The 17,344-nt window shown below is 72.6% G+C and carries 14 protein-coding genes; 7 read left to right on the top strand and 7 right to left on the bottom strand.

Annotated elements, in window-relative coordinates; genetic code table 11:
* The first annotated feature begins 75 nt into the window (after positions 1-75).
* Positions 76-681 carry a hypothetical protein gene (locus J1M41_RS12100; protein ID WP_241247897.1) on the top strand — a complete coding sequence of 202 codons (606 nt, stop codon included), beginning with the start codon at positions 76-78 and terminating at the stop codon, positions 679-681.
* Positions 682-749: 68 nt separating this feature from the next.
* On the opposite strand, the gene J1M41_RS09665 is transcribed toward J1M41_RS12100, so the two are convergent.
* Positions 750-1,220, bottom strand: a complete 471-nt coding sequence (locus J1M41_RS09665) for a PKD domain-containing protein (RefSeq protein ID WP_004167595.1) — start codon at positions 1,218-1,220, stop codon at positions 750-752.
* Positions 1,221-1,714: 494 nt separating this feature from the next.
* Positions 1,715-2,434: a DUF6318 family protein gene (locus tag J1M41_RS09660; protein ID WP_206451644.1), complete on the bottom strand. Its 720-nt coding sequence runs from the start codon at positions 2,432-2,434 to the stop codon at positions 1,715-1,717.
* 445 nt (positions 2,435-2,879) lie between these two features.
* Between J1M41_RS09660 and J1M41_RS09655 the strand changes: the two genes are divergently transcribed.
* The 5 genes from J1M41_RS09655 to pgsA all read left to right on the top strand — a co-directional run bounded on the left by J1M41_RS09655 (position 2,880) and on the right by pgsA (position 9,492).
* On the top strand, positions 2,880-3,206 hold the full coding sequence (locus tag J1M41_RS09655; RefSeq protein ID WP_206451643.1) for a DUF6504 family protein: 327 nt from the start codon (positions 2,880-2,882) through the stop codon (positions 3,204-3,206).
* On the top strand, positions 3,203-6,082 hold the full coding sequence (locus tag J1M41_RS09650) for a PHP domain-containing protein (protein ID WP_206451642.1): 2,880 nt from the start codon (positions 3,203-3,205) through the stop codon (positions 6,080-6,082). Before J1M41_RS09655 ends, J1M41_RS09650 begins: the two co-directional genes overlap by 4 nt.
* A 109-nt stretch (positions 6,083-6,191) precedes the next feature.
* The gene (thrS, locus tag J1M41_RS09645) at positions 6,192-8,210 is read left to right on the top strand and encodes a threonine--tRNA ligase (protein WP_206451641.1); all 2,019 of its coding nucleotides are present in this window, start codon (positions 6,192-6,194) and stop codon (positions 8,208-8,210) included.
* Entirely contained in the window at positions 8,207-8,887 is a 681-nt protein-coding gene (locus tag J1M41_RS09640; RefSeq protein WP_206451640.1) for an HIT domain-containing protein, read from the top strand. The genes thrS and J1M41_RS09640 overlap by 4 nt, the downstream gene beginning before the upstream one ends.
* A complete protein-coding gene (gene pgsA, locus J1M41_RS09635) occupies positions 8,887-9,492 on the top strand; it encodes a phosphatidylinositol phosphate synthase (protein ID WP_206451639.1) in 606 nt (201 codons plus the stop codon). Before J1M41_RS09640 ends, pgsA begins: the two co-directional genes overlap by 1 nt.
* Before the next feature lie 24 nt (positions 9,493-9,516).
* Here pgsA and J1M41_RS09630 read toward each other — a convergent pair whose 3' ends face one another.
* The 3 genes from J1M41_RS09630 to J1M41_RS09620 are packed head-to-tail and all read right to left on the bottom strand — an operon-like array spanning position 9,517 to position 11,432.
* On the bottom strand, positions 9,517-10,035 hold the full coding sequence (locus tag J1M41_RS09630; protein WP_069941367.1) for an aminoacyl-tRNA deacylase: 519 nt from the start codon (positions 10,033-10,035) through the stop codon (positions 9,517-9,519).
* A gap of 7 nt (positions 10,036-10,042) precedes the next feature.
* Positions 10,043-10,501 (bottom strand): SufE family protein, encoded by a 459-nt coding sequence (locus tag J1M41_RS09625; RefSeq protein WP_020624761.1) that lies wholly within the window; start codon positions 10,499-10,501, stop codon positions 10,043-10,045.
* A 37-nt stretch (positions 10,502-10,538) separates the two neighbouring features.
* Positions 10,539-11,432: a sulfurtransferase gene (locus tag J1M41_RS09620; RefSeq protein WP_115165008.1), complete on the bottom strand. Its 894-nt coding sequence runs from the start codon at positions 11,430-11,432 to the stop codon at positions 10,539-10,541.
* A gap of 223 nt (positions 11,433-11,655) precedes the next feature.
* Between J1M41_RS09620 and zapE the strand changes: the two genes are divergently transcribed.
* Complete coding sequence (gene zapE / locus J1M41_RS09615; RefSeq protein WP_020624759.1) at positions 11,656-12,711, top strand: cell division protein ZapE; 1,056 nt, start codon at positions 11,656-11,658, stop codon at positions 12,709-12,711.
* Between the two features lie 74 nt (positions 12,712-12,785).
* Here zapE and J1M41_RS09610 read toward each other — a convergent pair whose 3' ends face one another.
* Positions 12,786-15,491, bottom strand: coding sequence for a GNAT family N-acetyltransferase (locus tag J1M41_RS09610; protein WP_206451638.1), 2,706 nt, complete (start codon positions 15,489-15,491; stop codon positions 12,786-12,788).
* Positions 15,488-17,314: an IucA/IucC family siderophore biosynthesis protein gene (locus tag J1M41_RS09605; protein ID WP_145015932.1), complete on the bottom strand. Its 1,827-nt coding sequence runs from the start codon at positions 17,312-17,314 to the stop codon at positions 15,488-15,490. Before J1M41_RS09605 ends, J1M41_RS09610 begins: the two co-directional genes overlap by 4 nt.
* Positions 17,315-17,344: the final 30 nt, after the last annotated feature.

Genomic DNA, 17,344 nt, shown 5'->3' with positions numbered 1-17,344 from the left:
CCGGTATGAGCGCCGCATCTCTCGGCGGGGTGCCACGGCGAGGCCGGAGACGGTCATCTCCTGTTCACCCTGTCCGTGGACGGCACCCCGGTGGCCGCCGCTCTCTACGACGAGACCGCCGGCACTCCGGAGGGCAACATAGGCCCCTCTGCCGGGCTCGTCTACGCGTGGGGCGAGCACAGCCTGGCCGACCCCGTGTTCGGGGACTACCCCGAGCGGTTCCTCACGCTGCAGCACGCCGAGCCGGGCGTGCTGCTGCCGTTCCGGTCCGAAGGCCTGGGCGACGACGCGGCGGTCGCGGAACTCTCGTGGGGTCCGCGCTGGGGTGCCCTCTGGCGCGACACCACGGTGGATTCCTTCACCGGGTTTCACTACCTCGCCGACGCGACATACCCGACCGACGACCGCCTCGTCCTCGACTGGTCGCTGGACGGGATGACCAAGAGTGAGGACGTCATCATCACCCAGGACGCGGAGCGGTCCGACGTCTTCGCGCTCGTCGAGTTGCTCGCGGACGGGCAGAAGCCCCGGGCCCTGAACGTGCCGGCGATGGAGGACGCCCACACGACCCCGGACACGGTCGAGACCGGGCGTGAGGTTCCGGAGGGCGCGCTCGGAGCGCTCGCGGCCCTCGGCGCGGGACTCGTGCTCGCGGCCCGGGGGTGGGTGCGCCGGGTCTGACGCACCCGGCCGACGAGGGGGCCGCGGGGCGGTGGACGGGAGACCGTCGGCCGCCCCGCGGTCCGTCCTCAGCCGGCCGGAGCGGATTCGATGGGGCCGGTGCAGCCCCAGGCTGAGGAGTCGACGCTGCAGTCATCGGCGACATTGCGGGTGATGGTGCGCCAGATGTTCGCAGTGACGGGGGCCGAGTCGAGGCTGATGGTGCCCGGGATGAGCACCCATTCGCCCCCGGCCTCCCGGTATTCGCCGATGTACACGGTGGTGAGGCGGACCGTGTACTGCCCGGTGTCCTCGTACACGTGGCTCGTGGGGGTGGGGACGTTGAACTCCGGCTGGCTCTGGCCTGCGACCGAGGTGGTCTTGGTGGGGGACCCGTCCCCGTAGTCCCAGTGGAAGCTCACCGGCGTGGCGCGGAGTTCGACCTCGACCCCGTTGAGGGTGGTGACGAGCGTGCGCGTCTCGGCGTCTGCGTAGAAGTTGGTCTCCGCATTGCGGATCCCGCGTCCGCCGTTGTCCGACCGGATCTCAGGCTCCAGCACGAGGAGCGTGCGGACCTCGTCGATGGAGACGGGCGGGGCGCCGTCTGCTGCTGGGGCTGGCGAACCCGCAGTAACGCATTCCGGCCGGCTGTAATAGGGATCCCTATCTGGGCGAGTTGTGTCGATGAACTGCTCGCGTACCCATGCTCCTTCTGGGCAAAAGGCCTCGGTCTGTTCGCGACACGTCCCAAAATCGGAATTGTTTTCTTGATTCGGGAAACAGGCGTCTACAGTGCGCTGCTCGATTGCCGGCTTTTCTCTGGCTCCTGGAGCGGTAACTGCGGACACCGGTTCGGAGGCCGGCTGAGGGGGCTGTGTTCGCGACTGTTTCTTGCACTGCGTTCGAATCCTAAATTCGACGTCTTCTCGCTTGCCACTAATGGGAACATCGGTGCAGGTCTTCGCGCGCTGTGCGTGTGCCGATGGCGCCTGAATCAGCGTTAAGGCAATGCAGGCAGTTGCTATCGCAATCAAAATACGAGAGATGGAAGGCATTATTGAGCATCCTGGTGATTTTGCATCTCATCGATCACCCAGTGGCCCTTGGAGGGTTCGTAGACTACGTCGGCCAGCCAGGTCTCGTCGTGAGTTTCCGCCCCACTGGCAGAGTCGTCTCTAACGCCCTGTGAGTCGAAGACCTCTACAGCGGATGCGTCACGAACAAGAGTAGCGGTGTAGCCAAACTCTGACGGGGTGAGAGTTAACGATTTGATCGAGGTGCGCTCTCCCGTTGACCAGCCACCTTCTTTGTAGTGCTGGGCAGTTGAGTCGGATACGGCTTGGCAAAGCTCGCAGTATTCGCTGTATGTCGAATCAAAATCAGCAGTTTCTCCGGTCTGGTCGGTGTAGTAAATAGCCTCCCAGAAGTAGCGAATCGCCGCCTCGGCGCCCTCCTTGGTCTCTTCCTTCATGGCGGCGGGCATCTCCGGCTTGGGCACGTTCCGCGCGGGACCGTCGGCAGACGCGGGAACGTATTCGCCGGACCCGCTCTCCGTGGCCGTGGAGGATGAGCTGACGCCTGCGGTCTCGCTCGTGCTCGCGGGCGCGGACGTCTCGACGGCGGGCTTGGCGGACGAGGGCGACGTCGTCGACGACTCGGCGGGCTCGGACTGCCCGCCGCAGGCGGTCAGTGCGAGCGCCAAGGCCACGCTGAGCGTGCCGGCCTGGGCGAATCGGTGGCGGCGCAGGGCGCGCCCGGGTGCGGTGAGAGACATTTCCCCTCCAACTGGACGTCCGTCGTGTGTCCGCGCCTCCCGCGCTGATCCCGCAGCGCGGTGCCCGTGGCATGCGAGGCCCGGTTGGTTCGGAGTATACGCAGACGGATTGTGGTCCTGCTCGCATTGTCCACAGGACCGTGCCGGCGCACTTCTTCCAGCCCAAGAGACGATTTTCTCGTGCATGTGCACCCCAGTGTCGGGGTCGAGGCCCACGGCCAGGACTCGGCCCCTCCTGTCTCGGGGGCGATGCGTCCTTAACGTGTCCGGCGGCCGCCCTACCTTCGCACCCATCGCATTCGAACACATGTTCGAGTACGATCGGGGGTGCGGCCCCACCTTCCCACTTCTTCCCCGCGTCCGGTCCGCCGGACGGGCCGCGCTCCCATCGCGCGACGGCACCCCGTCGTCGGTCCGGTCAGCAGTGCACAGGGAGAGAAGCAGAATGGGAGTCCTCACACAGTCGGTGGCGGTGGAGTACGGGGCAGACGGCACCCCGAAGGGGCTGCGCTGGAACGGGCGGGACTACGTCCTCGCAGAGCGCCCCGTGCGCTGGTTCGAGCGGCGCCGCTGGTGGGCGGAGGAGGTCCGCGCGGAGAAGGGCCGCGGCGCCGGTCTCGTGGACCACGAGATGTGGCGGCTGCAGGTTCGCCTGGCCCGGGCCGGCGCCGCGCCCCTGCAGACCCTCGACGTCGCCCACCACCTGGACTCCGGCCGGTGGCGGCTCGTGCGCGTCCACGAGCACGCCCAGGACCTGAGGCGGTCGGCATGAGCCGGGCCGCCGCGGCCGGACGCACCGCCGCACCCTTCGCCCACCTGCACGTCGCCTCCGCGTTCAGCGCCCACTACGGGGTCAGCTGGCCCGAGGACCTCGTGGCCGCCGCCGCGGCCGCGGACATGGACCTGCTGGCCTGCACCGACCGGGACGGGCTCTACGGCATGGCCAAACACGTGGGCGCCTGCCTGCGCCACGGCATCACCCCGATCGTGGGCGTGGACCTGGCCGTCCGGTGGAGCGAGGACGAGGACGCCGGCCGCGTGGTCGTGCTCGCCCGAGGAGGCTGTCATGGCTCCGGCTACCGCTCCCTGTGCGAGCTCGTCTCCGCCGCCCACGCCCGCACCACCGGGGGAGCGGCGGGCGGCAGCCCGTGGGCCAGCGTCGCCGAGCTCGCCGCCGCGGCGGCCGGCCGGGTCCCCACCGCCGCCAACCGGGACAACCCCCCCGAGACCGACCTCGGCTGGGGTGTGCCCCGCGTCCCCGAGGCCGCCATCATCGGCATCGACGGCCCCCCGGAGCACGTGCTGCGCGAGCGCACCCGCACCGGCCTCCTCGCCCGCTACCCCCACCTCCACACCGGGGGAGGCCTCCCCGGCACCAGCCAGGCGGCCCGGGACCTGCAGGACCGCGCCGAGCACGAGCTCGGCATCATCACCCGACTCGGCTTCTCCTCCTACTTCCTCACCGTGGCCGCCGTCGTCGACCTCATCGAGGGCATGGGCATCCGCGTGGCCGCCCGCGGCTCCGGCGCCTCCTCCCTCGTCAACCACGCCCTGCGCATCTCCCATGTCGACCCCATGGCCAACGGCCTGATCATGGAGCGCTTCCTCTCCACTGACCGCTCCACCCTCCCGGACATCGACATCGACGTGGAGTCCGCCCGCCGCCACGAGATCTACCACGCCGTCGTCGAGCGCTTCGGCGCCGAGCGCACCACCCTCATGAGCATGCAGAACGCCTACCGGGCCCGCGGCGCCGTCCGCGACGCCGGCCTCGCCCTCGGCATGCCCGAACCCGAGGTGGACGCCATCGCCAAGCAGCTCTGGCGCTTCTCCGCCTCGAACTTCCGCGAGGCCCTCCAGCGCATGCCCGAACTCGGCGGTCTCTCCCGCCGCATCGAGTCCGGCCGCGCCGAGGGCGACCGCCAGCTGGACCTGCTCGTCGACCTCACCGAACGCCTCGACCGCCTGCCCCGCCACATCTCCATGCACCCCTGCGGCGTCATCCTCGGCGACGCCGCCCTGCTGCACCGCACCCCCGTCCAGCCCTCCGGCATGGGCCTGCCCATGAGCCAGTTCGACAAGCACGACATGGACCCCATGGGCTTCCTCAAGCTCGACATCCTCGGCGTGCGCATGCAGTCCGCCATCGCCTACACGATCGCCGAGGTCGAACGCACCACGGGCGAGCACATCGACCTCGAACAGGTGCCCCTCGACGACGCCGCCACCTACGCGATGATCCGCACCACCCACACCCTCGGCTGCTTCCAGATCGAGTCCCCGGGTCAGCGCGAACTCGTCGGCAAGCTCGCCCCCCACGAGTTCAACGACCTCACCGTGGACATCTCCCTCTTCCGCCCCGGCCCCATGCAGTCCGACATGGTCCGGCCCTTCCTCGAACAGCGGCACGGTTGGGCACCCGCCCACTACCCGCACCCCGACCTGCGGCCCGTCCTCGCCGAGACCCACGGGGTCACCGTCTTCCACGAACAGGTCCTGCGCACCATGGACGTCATGACCGGCTGCGGACTGGCCCGCGCCGACGAGCACCGCCGCCTCCTCGGCGGCCCGCAGGAACACCTCGTCGAAGAGGCCTTCCGCACCGGCGCCCTCGCCCGCGGCTACTCCCTCGACGTCATCGACGAGGTCTGGGCCACCCTCTCCGCCTTCGGCTCCTTCGGCTTCTGCAAGGCCCACGGCGCCGCCTTCGCCGTCCCCACCTACCACTCCGCCTGGCTCAAGACCCACCACCCCGCCGCCTTCATGGCCGCCATCCTCGAACACGACCCCGGCATGTACCCCGCCCGCCTCATGGTCTCCACCACCCGCGGCACCGCCCCCGGCCGCACCGCCCCGCGCTCGCGGTCCGCCCGTCCACGGCAGGTGGAGGGCCAGCTGGCCCTGGACCTGCCGGACACCGAGCTCACCACCCTCGCCCCGCTCTTCCCGGACCCGGCCCCGGCCGCCCGGGTCCGCACCGAGCTGGAGCTCACCGCCCTGGACGTCACCGCCCACCTCATGGACTCCCACGCCCCGTACCTGGACGCGCTCGGCGTCACCCGGGCGAAGGACCTGCTCGGGCTGCGCACGCAGTCCCGGGTGCTCGTGGCCGGGGTGCGCGTGGCCACCCAGACCCCGCCCATGCGCAGCGGCAAGCGGGTGGTGTTCCTCTCCGTGGACGACGGCACCGGCTGCGTGGACGCCTCCTTCTTCACCGAGGCCCAGCACGCCTCCGGGGAGATGCTCTTCTCCGCCCGCCTCCTGCTGATCGAGGGCACCGTCCGGCGCACCGGCGACCGGGCCGTGTCCGTCCAGGCCGTGCGCGCCTGGGACCTGCACCGGCCCGAGACGCTCCCGGACCCCGACTACCTGGACGCCACCCGGCAGCAGTGGCGGGACTGGCTCGCGGCGGACCGCCGAGCCGCCGCCGCGCGCCGCAGCGGCCGGGCGGGCACCGGAGCGCAGCCCCTGCCGGACATCCCGCACCACGGCACGGGCGGCCGGCCCGTGAAGGTGCGCACCGACGTCGGGCCGGCCGGCGGGGCCCGCCCCGTCCGCGCGGCACCCGATCGGCCCGCTCCGGAGCACACCCCGATCCCGGTGCCCCACCCGGAGACGTGGGAGCTGCTGCCCACCCCGGACAGATGAGACCGTCCGCCTCCGTGCCCCGCCGTCCGGCCGCGCCCCTAGAATGGGACGCGGCCGACGGTGGCCCCCGTACGCCACCGATCCCGAAGCCAGACCTCGAAGGAGCACCGTGTCGGAGCCGAAGAACATCCTGCTGACCGTGGACGGAGAGCTGCGGGAGGTGACGCACGGCACCACCGGCCTCGACCTCTTCCGCGAGAAGCCGACCACCGCCGTGATGCGGGTGGACGGCCTGCTCTGGGACCTGGCCCGCGAGATCCCCGCCGGCGCGTCCGTCGAGTCGGTGGACATCACGGAGCCCGAGGGCCTCGAGGTGCTGCGGCACTCCACCGCCCACGTGATGGCCCAGGCCGTGCAGCAGCTGCGTCCGGGCGCCAAGCTCGGCATCGGCCCGTACATCACGGACGGCTTCTACTTCGACTTCGACGTCGACGAGCCCTTCACCCCCGAGGACCTCAAGCAGATCTCCTCGCTCATGCAGAAGATCGTGAAGTCCGGCCAGACCTTCCGCCGCCGCGTCGTGGACGAGGAGACCGCCCGCGCCGAGATGGCGGAGGAGCCCTACAAGCTCGAGCTGCTCGGCAAGAAGGACGCCGCGGACACCGCCGGCGAGGGCGCCTCCGTGGAGGTCGGGGCCGGGGAGATCACCATCTACGACAACGTGGACCGCAAGACCGGCGACGCCGTGTGGTGCGACCTCTGCCGCGGCCCGCACCTGCCCTCCACCAAGCTCATCGGCAACGGCTTCGCGCTCACCCGCTCCGCCGCCGCCTACTGGCTCGGCAATGAGAAGAACAAGCAGCTGCAGCGCATCTACGGCACCGCCTGGGCCAGCAAGGACGACCTCAAGGCCTACCAGGAGCGTCTCGCCGAGGCCGAGCGCCGCGACCACCGCAAGCTCGGCGCCGAGCTGGACCTGTTCTCCTTCCCGGACGAGCTCGGCTCCGGCCTGCCCGTGTTCCACCCGCGCGGCGGCATCATCCGCAAGGAGATGGAGGACTACTCCCGTCGGCGCCACACCGAGGCCGGCTACGAGTTCGTCTACACCCCGCACATCACCAAGCAGCACCTCTACGAGGTGTCCGGCCACCTCGACTGGTACGCGGACGGCATGTTCCCGCCCATGCACATCGACGAGGTCCGTGATCCCGAGACCGGCGAGATCACCCGCCAGGGGCAGAACTACTACCTCAAGCCGATGAACTGCCCCATGCACAACCTGATCTACCGCTCCCGCGGCCGGTCCTACCGTGAGCTGCCACTGCGGCTGTTCGAGTTCGGCTCCGTGTACCGGTACGAGAAGTCCGGCGTGGTCCACGGACTCACGCGCGTGCGCGGCATGACCCAGGACGACGCCCACATCTACTGCACCCGCGAGCAGATGAAGGAGGAGCTGACCACCACGCTCAACTTCGTCCTCGACCTGCTCAAGGACTACGGCCTCAACGACTTCTACCTCGAGCTCTCCACGAAGGACCCGGAGAAGTTCGTCGGCTCCGACGAGATCTGGGAGGAGGCCACCCGCACCCTCGCCGAGGTCGCGGAGGCCTCCGGTCTGCAGCTCGTCCCGGATCCGGGCGGCGCCGCGTTCTACGGCCCGAAGATCTCGGTCCAGGCCCGGGACGCCATCGGCCGCACGTGGCAGATGTCCACCATCCAGCTGGACTTCAACCTGCCCGAGCGCTTCGACCTCGAGTACCAGGCCGCCGACGGCACCCGTCAGCGCCCCGTGATGATCCACCGCGCCCTCTTCGGCTCCATCGAGCGCTTCCTGGGCGTCCTCACCGAGCACTACGCCGGCGCGTTCCCGGCCTGGCTCGCCCCGGAGCAAGTCGTGGCCATCCCGGTGGCCGAGGCATTCAACGACTACCTGGACGACGTCGTCGCGAAGCTGCGCGCCGAGGGGATCCGGGCGCGCCTGGACGACTCCTCGGACCGCTTCCCGAAGAAGATCCGCACCGCGGCCAAGGAGAAGGCGCCGTTCGTGCTGATCGCCGGCGGCGAGGACAAGGAGGCGGGCGCCGTGTCCTTCCGCTTCCGCGACGGCACCCAGGACAACGGCGTGCCGGTGGAGGAGGCGATCGAACGCATCGTGAAGGCGGTGCGCGAGCGCGAGGTCACCCCATGACCAGCCCCGGCACCGGCGGACCCGACGCGCGGGCGCAGGCCCGCGCGTCGGCGGACGCCGCCGCCACGGACGGCTTCGAGCTGCCCGGCGCCCCGGACGCCTTCGAGCGGTTCTGGAACGCCCACCGCATGGCGTACGTGTCCAAGGGGACGGGCCAGGTCAAGGACGAGCACACCTGCCCGTTCTGCGCGGCCCCGCAGCGCGACGATGAGGACTCCCTCATCGTCCACCGCGGCCGCACCGCCTACGTGGTGCTGAACCTGTACCCGTACAACCCCGGTCACCTGCTCGTCTGCCCCTACCGCCACGTGCCCCTGTACACGGACACCACCACGGAGGAGGCCGCCGAGATGGCGGAGCTGACCCAGACGGCGATGCTGGCCCTCGGCCAGGCCGCCGGCGCTTCCGGCTACAACCTCGGCATGAACCAGGGGGCGGTGGCCGGCGCCGGGATCGCAGCCCATCTGCACCAGCACGTGGTGCCGCGGTGGACCGGCGACGGCAACTTCCTGCCGATCATCGCCCGGACCAAGAACATGTCGCAGACCCTGGGGGAGACCCGGCAGATTCTCGCGGACGTCTGGGACCGGGCCGCCCAGGACCACGGTGTGCGCCAGGCGGCCAACGCCCGTGCCGCGGCCGAGCATCCTCGCCCGGGGGCCGGAGACCCCGCCTGATGCTGGACCGTCACGCGCGCGGCGTCACCACCCGCCTGTTCACCCCGGTGGCCCGTACGCTCCTGCGGGCCGGGGTCAGTCCGGACACCGTGACGGTCGTCGGCACGCTCGGCGTGAGCCTGGGCGCGCTCGTGCTGTTCCCCCTGGGGCACCTGTTCTGGGGCACGCTCTTCATCACCGCGTTCGTGTTCTCGGACCTGGTGGACGGGATCATGGCGCGCGAGGCCGGGTCCACCGGCCGCTGGGGCGCGTTCCTCGACTCCACCCTGGACCGCGTGCAGGACGCGGCCGTGTTCCTCGGGCTGTGCCTGTGGGGCTTCGGCGCCGCACCCGCGGTCGGCGCGCTCTCCGGGGCCTGCCTCGCCCTGGGCATGCTCGTCTCCTACGTGCGTGCCAAGGCGGAGGCCCTCGGCTGGGACGCGCACGTGGGCATCGCCGAGCGAGCGGAACGGCTCGTGGCCACCCTCGTGGTCGCCGGCCTCACCGGCCTCGGTCTGCCCCCGGTCGTCCTGGCCGTCACCTTGGGGCTGCTCGCCGCCGCCTCCCTGGTCACCGTCGGCCAGCGCATGGTCGCGGTGCGCCGCCAGGCGCGCGACGACGCCTGACCGGTCCGCCGCAGGACTCGCCCGTCAGTCCGCCGCGATCTCCGCGACGACGGCGCCCGTCACCTGCACGAGGTCGGCGGGCGCGATCTCGACATCCAGGCCGCGTTGCCCGCCGGAGACGTACATGAGCTCCGCGTCGAGAGCGGAGGAGTCCAGGACGACGGGGTGGGGCCGGCGCTGGCCCAGGGGCGAGACGCCGCCCCGCACGTAGCCGGTCCGGCGTTCGACGACGGCCAGATCGGCCAGGGCGAGCCGCTTGACGCCCAGCACTGCGGCGGCGGCCCGCAGGTCCAGCTGACCGGACACGGGCACCACGCACGCGGCGAGCGCGCCGTCGGGGTCCGCCACCATCAGCGTCTTGAACAGTCGATCGGCGGGCACGCTGAGCGCCCGGGCGACCTGGACGCCGAACCGCTCGCCGCCGGCGTCGAGGGCCACGTCGAAGGTGTGCAGCCGGTACGGGACGCCGGCGGCCTCGAGGGCGGCGACGGCCGGCGTGGCCGCCCCGTGCCGGGCGCCGCGATCCTTCTTGCGCTGGCCCACGGCGGACTCAGGCGATCCCGGCCTGCTCGCGTACGTTGCGCTTGATGCGGCCGAGCATGGCGGACATGCCGCGCAGGCGCAGGGGGGTGAGGGCCTTGGCCAGACCGAGGCGGGTGGGGATGTCCTCGGGCACGTCCACGACCTCGAGGGCGCTCAGCCCGTCCAGGCCCTGGGTGAGCACGGAGGCGAAGCCGCGCGTGGTGGGCGCCTCCGGGGGAGCGGTGATGAAGAGGCGGACCGGGGCCTGCGGGCCGGGCTCACCCTCGAGCTCGACGGCCAGGAACAGCGGGGTCTGACACTCCACGACCTGCTCCATCTCGGCCTCGTGGCCGTCGTAGCGCTCCGGCAGCGCCGGCAGCTCGTCCGAGAACTCCAGCAGCAGCTCGAGCTTCTCGGGATCGGGCACCCCGGCGAAGTCGTCGATGATCTCGGCCAGGGCGGCGGGCACGGCGTGGTTCTCGGTCATGGTGTCCCAGTCTAGTGATCCACGCCGTGCCGGGGGCTCAGCGCGCGGGGGCCTCGCCCGGCTCTTCGCCGACGGCGATCGGCAGGCGCACGGCGTTGCCCCACTCGGTCCAGGAGCCGTCGTAGTTGCGGACGTCCTCGTGGCCGAGCAGGTACTTGAGCACGAACCAGGTGTGGGAGGACCGCTCGCCGATGCGGCAGTAGGCGATCACGTCGTCGCCCTCCTGCAGCCCGGCGCCGGCGCGATAGACCTGCTCCAGCTCGGCGCGGGACTTGAAGGTGCCGTCCTCGTTGGCCGCGGACGCCCACGGCACGGACGCCGCCGTGGGGATGTGGCCGCCGCGCAGAGTGCCCTCCTGCGGGTAGCCGGCCATGTGCGTGGTCTCGCCCGTGTACTCGGGACGGGAGCGGACGTCGATCAGCGGGGTGGTCCCGATGGCCTTGAGGACGTCCTCGCGGGCGGCGCGCTCGGTGTGGTCGTCGCGCTCGATCACCGGGTACTCGGAGCGGGCCACGGTCGGGACCTCGCGGGTGGTCTCGCGTCCCTCCGCGATCCACTTGTCACGGCCGCCGTCCATCAGGCGCAGGTCCTCATGGCCGTAGAGGGTGAACACCCACAGGGCGTAGGCGGCCCACCAGTTGGACTTGTCGCCGTAGAACACCACGGTGGTGTCCCGGGAGATCCCCTTGGAGGCGGCGAACTCGGCGAAGGCCTCGGGGCCGACGAAGTCGCGGGTGACGGGGTCGTTGAGCTCGGTGTGCCAGTCGACGCGCTGGGCGCCGGGGATGTGGCCGGTGGAGTAGAGGAGAGCGTCCTCGTTGGACTCGAGGACCACGACGTCCTCGTCGCCGACATGGTCGGCGACCCACTGCGTGGACACCAGCTTCTCGGGGTGGGCGTACTCGGAGAACTTCGCGGCGGTATCGGTCATGGCACTGCCTTCCTTCGCGTCGGGGCGGGCCCGCACGGGCCCGGGGCGGGCGGCACGACGACGGCGGGTTCCGTGTCCGTGCCCTGCGCGCCAGATTACGGCACATCGGTGTCACGTAAGAGGGTAGGGGCCCCTCAGTCCGGGACACGCGAGGTCACATGGGTCGGGTCCGCGGCCCGATAGCATGGCCCGGAATCCCCGTCGTCGACCCTGGGAGTGTCCCGTGGCTCAGATCGTCCACCTCGCCGACCGTTCGCCGCAGGTCACCCCGGACCAGCTGCTGGCCGGCTTCCACCCGTCGTACCGCTTCGGCACGGTGTCCTTCGACACCTACATCCCGGACCCCGCGCACCCCTCGCAGGCACAGGCCGTGGAGCGGCTGCGCCGGTTCGCGGCAGACCTCGGCCGGGGCGGCTCGGGCGGCGGGTTCCTCGGCGGCCTGTTCGGCGGGAAGAAGCGGGCGGCGGGGCCGGCCGGCATCTACCTCGACGGCGGCTTCGGTGTCGGCAAGACCCACCTGCTGGCCTCGACGTGGCACGCGGCCCCCGGACCCAAGGCGTTCGGCACGTTCGTGGAGTACACCAACCTCGTGGGCGCCCTGTCCTTCCGCAAGGCGGTGGACGAGCTCAAGGAGTACACCCTCGTGTGCATCGACGAGTTCGAGCTCGACGACCCGGGGGACACCGTGCTGATGTCCCGCCTCATGCGCGAGCTGGCCGACGCCGGCGTGCGCCTGGTGGCGACCTCCAACACCCTGCCGGGCTCGCTCGGCGAGGGGCGCTTCGCGGCGCAGGACTTCAAGCGCGAGATCCAGGTCCTGGCCGACCAGTTCGAGGTCATCCGCGTGGACGGCGAGGACTACCGCCACCGCGGCCTCTCCGCCGCCCCGTCGCCCCTGGACGACGCCGCCGTCGAGACCACCGCCCAGGAGAACTTCCCCGACGCGGGCGTGCTCGCCGTGGACGACTTCGCGGACCTCACCGCGATGCTCTCCCGCGTGCATCCCTCCCGCTACCGCGAGCTCGTCAAGGACGTGGACGTGCTCGCCCTCCACGACGTGCACACCATCACGGAGCAGGCCACGGCCCTGCGCTTCGTGGTGTTCGCGGACCGCCTGTACGACAAGGACGTGCCCGTCCTCGCCTCCGGCGTGCCCTTCGACGCCCTGTTCACGCAGGAGATGATGCACGGCGGCTACATGAAGAAGTACTTCCGCACGGTCTCCCGCATGACCGCCCTGGTCCGGGAGGGCCAGACGGGCGTGGCCGAGCACAAGTGAGCCACCGCCCCTGACCGGCACGATCACGGCGCGCACCGAGGCGGGTGCGCGCCGTCGCCGTGTGCGGGGCCGGGTCAGCGCACGTCGCGGAAGCACAGCGCCGCCCGCTTGCCCGGCAGCTCGACCTCCCGGTCCACCGTGAAGCCCAGAGCCCGGGCGGTCTTCACGGCCCGCGTGTTGCGGACGTCCGGCTCGATCACGAGCCGACGCGTGCCGGGGCGTGCGCCCAACCAGTCCACAATGCTCCGGTAGGCCGTGGCGCGGGCGCGCCCCTGCAGGCCGCCGGGGGCGGTGATGAAATGGAATCCGAGGTCCCCGTCCCGCACCTCGTAGGCGCCGCCGACCTCCTCCGCGCGAGGGTCGTAGGTCTGCACGAGGGCCACGAGGGTCCCGCCGTGCCACACGAGGTGGTTCGCGTGGGTGGGCTGGAACTCGAGGAAGTCGTAGACCTCCTCGACGTCCTGCACGCTGTGCCCGCGCATCCCGTAGAACTCCGCCCGCGGCTCCGTGACGAGTGCGTGGATCAGCGGGGCGTCCAGGGCCGGGCGGACGCGCGTCATGGTCAGGCCCAACGCCCCGACGCCGACCTCGGCCACGATGCGTCCCGGAGGGGCCCCGCCGGGGACGGAGCGGGCGGGTGCGACGCCGCTGCCGGCGGACGGGGGGACGGGACGGGACGGCACGGGCAGCAGGCGGCCGGCGGCCCACGCGTCCAGCTGATCCGTCACGTGCCCGCCTCCGAGACCGGAGGCGCCGAACGGGACGACCCACCGGCTGCGGGTGCGGTCGCCGAGGTCGAACACGACCCGGGCCACCGGCCCGCGGTGGGTGCCGACGGCCAGGCCGGGGGCGTGCGAGGTGGCGCAGACCGCGTCCGCGGTGCCGCCCACCCGGACGGACCCGATCGTGTCGAGCACGTCGGCGAGCCCCGGCTCGTCCGGCCCGCCGGGATGCTCGTGCGTGAACAGGAACGGGGCCAGGGCATGCGCCTCGCCCCAGGTCCGGGCCGCGCCGTCGGGGCCCGGCGGCTCGGCGGCGTCGTCGACGGCGGCGACGGCGGCCCGCACGAGGTCCCTCGTCGACGCTGTGATCCCCAGGGCCGCGCGCAGCGGCTCCGGCCCGCGCTCGGCGAGCGCCGCGCCGACCCATGCGGCGGCGTCGCCCCACGGTGCCCACGGGCCGCCGAGCAGGGCCCGCGAGGCGGGCGGCAGGTGCGCGATCAGGGCGGCGGCCACCTCGTGCTCCACGAGGAGCCACCAGCGGGCCGCGGCCGATCCGGCGGCGGCGTCGCCGGCCCACGCCGGGACGGACTCCGCGGCCAGCACGCCGTCCGCGACGAGCGCGTCGACGGCGTCGGCGAGCCAGGCCCGCGGCGCGCCCGGGGTCCGGGTGTCCGTCTGCAGGGCGGCCATCGCGTCCACGGTCCGCTCCTGCGGTGCCAGCGCCTCGAGGGCTTCCCGGATGCGGCGGGACCGCCACGGCGCGCACGCGTCCACGGTGAGGCAGGCGGTGTCCGGGTGGGGCTCGTTGGCCGCCACCACGACGTCGTCCGCCGCGGCCGGCGCGGGCCAGCGCACCCAGCGCTGATCGAGGGACCCGTCGGCGGAGCCCCGGCCCAGCGCGGAGGCCCGCGCCGCACCCCAGGCCGAGCGTCGATCCCGGCGCCGCACGGCCCCGGCGTGCCGGGTGAGCACCGTCCGCCGGTCCGCGACGATCACGCGATTGACCGGCTCGACGTGCCCGTCCAGCACCGCGCAGGCCTCCGCGGCGCTCGCGGCCGTGAGCAGCCGGCGCGCGCTCGGCAGGCCGGTGTCGGCGCGGTCCCAGGCGGGGAACCGCATGCTCACCGGGCCGGCGCCGGGCACGTCCACGAGCCGCCCGCGCGGGGTGTGGGCCACCCGCACGTCCACGGGGTCGCCGCCGCGCACGTGCACCCGCTCGGTCCGGGCGTCGAGGACCTCCGGCCCCTCGGGGGCGTCCTCGAGGACCATCTCGAGCGAGGACACCATCGCCGAGGTCGTCACCCACGCGACGTGCTCGGACTGCCCCACATGCGGGACGCCCGGCACACCGGGGAAGGCCAGGCCGACGACGTCGACGCGGTCCCGGGGACGCTCGGCCTCCACCACGAGGCGCACCTGCTGGTAGACGCCGGGCAGCTCGAGCAGCCGGTGCGGGTCGGCGGCCACGAGCGGAGCGCCCTCGGCGCCGACGCGCACCGCCCAGGCGTTCGAGCCGTCCGCGTCGGGGCGCGGCGAGATCAGCGCCGCGGCGAGCGCGGGGAAGCGCTCGGCCAGCAGGGTGCGGAACAGGGCGGCCGGCGCGTTGGTCAGCCAGACGTTGTAGCCCAGGTGCAGGGCGAGCGCCGTGTGCGGGTCGAACGGCAGCGGCTTCACCCCGTGGGCGGCGAACTCGGGCGCGCGCCGGGCCCCGGCGTCCAGCCCCGCGTTCACGCCGTCGGCGAACCGGGTGAACCAGGCCCGGTCCTCCGCGTCGTCGAGGGCGTCGAACGCCCGGCGGGCCGCGCCGTCCAGGTCCATCTGCCGGGCGGCGACGTCGTTCGCCACCGCCGGCGGGCCGAACACCTCGGCGCCCATGCCGGTGACCCGGCGGTGCTCGCAGTCGACCTGCCAGGCCCGCTCCGTCGCCACGTGCCACCCCTGGAGGTAGGCCAGCTCGGGCAGGGACGCGGCCACGAGCGTCGGCACGCCGTGCGCGTCCCGGTGGCAACGGCCCGCCACGTCACCCGTCGCCGTCCCGGTCCACGCGTCCGCGCTCATGCCGCGGCGTCCTGCCGGAGCTCCGCCAGCGCGCGGCGCAGCGGCGCGGCCACCGGGTTGGCCAGGCGACCGGCGTAGAGCAGCGAGCCCGACGGGTCCGTCAGGTCCACCATCTGCGTGGCGTTCCGCAGCTGCAACCGGTTCAGGCACGAGTGCGCGAAGTCCTCCGCGTCCAGGCCGAGGCGCTCCACATCCGCGAGCCCCAGGGCCGTGTACTCGGCGAGGACCCGCCCCACCACGGCGTAGAACTCCTCCGCCGGCAGCAGGGCGTCCGCGTCCATCACGTCGGCCAGATGGCGCAGCACGCCGTCCAGCATGTCCGTGAAGAAGGAGAGGGAGAGGTCCTCGTCGGTGAGGTCGATGCGGATGCGCCGGGTCTGCTCCGTGAGCGGGACGCCGTCCGCGCCGACCACCACCTCCTCCCCGATGTCCTTGAGGAAGGCGCCGGTGACCCGTCCCTCCCGCAGGCGGAGCACGATGTTCTCCCCGTGGGGCATGAACACGGTCGAGTAGGCGGCGGCCAGATGCACCAGCGGGGTCACGTAGGCCGTCACCACCCCGTGCAGCCACTGCGCCGCCGTCAGCCCCGAGCGCTCCACGAGCGCCCCCGCCACGGAGCGGCCCCCGCCGTCCCGGTGCAGCAGCGCCGCCATGGTCATGACCCGCTCGCCCTCCGCCAGGCGCGGCAGCGGACTCTCCCGCCACAGGGCGGCGAGCATCTTCGTGTGAGGACCCTTCGAGCCCACGGCATGGAAGGCGTCCCCGGTGTACCCGGCCGAGGCGTACTCCCGCAGCACCCCGAAGCCCCACCTCGCGAGCAGGGGGTCGGAGTCCACGAGGTCGGCCACCACCGCGTTGATCGCCGGGGTGACGGACATGTACGCGGGGGAGAGGCCGCGCACGAACCCCATGTTCTGCACGGACAACGCCGTCTTCAGCTGCGGGGCGTGCGGGTCGCTCGCGTTGAACAGGGTGCGCACCGCCTGCATGGCCGTGAACGCGTCCGGGTCTTCGCCCACGTGCACCAGCCGCCCCGCGGCGAGGTCGGGGGCGAACGCCACCTGGATCCGGTGCTCCCACTGCCACGGGTGCACCGGGATCAGCGTGTACGCCTCCGGATCGACGTCGAGCGCCGCCGCCCGCTCCGCCCACAGGCCCGCCACCGCCTCGGTGATCGGCGGGGGCGGCGCCGGCACGGCGGCGCCCGCGCTCGCGGTCTTGGGCCAGGTCCACCGTCCCCCGAGCTCGGAGGGGAACGCGAGCCACACCGGGTGCAGCGCCCGCCCGCCCTCGGGGGCGAACATCGCGTACTCCGTGGCCCCCCAGCCGATGCGGCCGTTGGTGGCCACGAAGCCCGGGTGTCCCTCGCTCATGGCGGCCTCCACCGCCGTGTAGTCCGCGTCCACCAGGTCGGCGGCGGACGGGCGCTCGCCGGCCAGGGTGTGGCACCGGGCGGCGAAGGTGGAGGCGAGCTCCTCGAGATAGACGTCCAGCGCCTCGCCGGCCAGCCCGAGCACCTCGGCCGCGTCGAGGACGAAGCGGTCGACGGCCACCGCGTCCGGATCCCCGGCACGGCACACCGAGTCCGGATCCACGCCGAGGTGCTCGAGCGGGAGGGCACGCGCGGTGAACGTCCACCGCACCCCGCCCAGGGTGAGCGTGTAGGCGTGGCGGCCGGCGTCGTCGACCCGCTCGCCGCGCACCGGCGTCAGGAGCCGCTCATGGGTGAACTCGCGGATCGCCTTGGCGACGAGCAGCCGGTGGGCGTGCCGGGCGGTCGGCGCCGTCAGCGCGTCCAGGCGGGACGGGGGGACGGGGGTCATGCGGACACCTGCCTGTCGGGGGTGAGGAGG

Origin of the sequence: Micrococcus sp. KRD096, assembly GCF_017168495.1 — a bacterium.
GTDB lineage: Bacteria > Actinomycetota > Actinomycetes > Actinomycetales > Micrococcaceae > Micrococcus > Micrococcus luteus.
The sequence above is the reverse complement of the archived record's forward strand: the minus strand, read 5'-3'. Positions and strand labels throughout refer to the sequence as shown.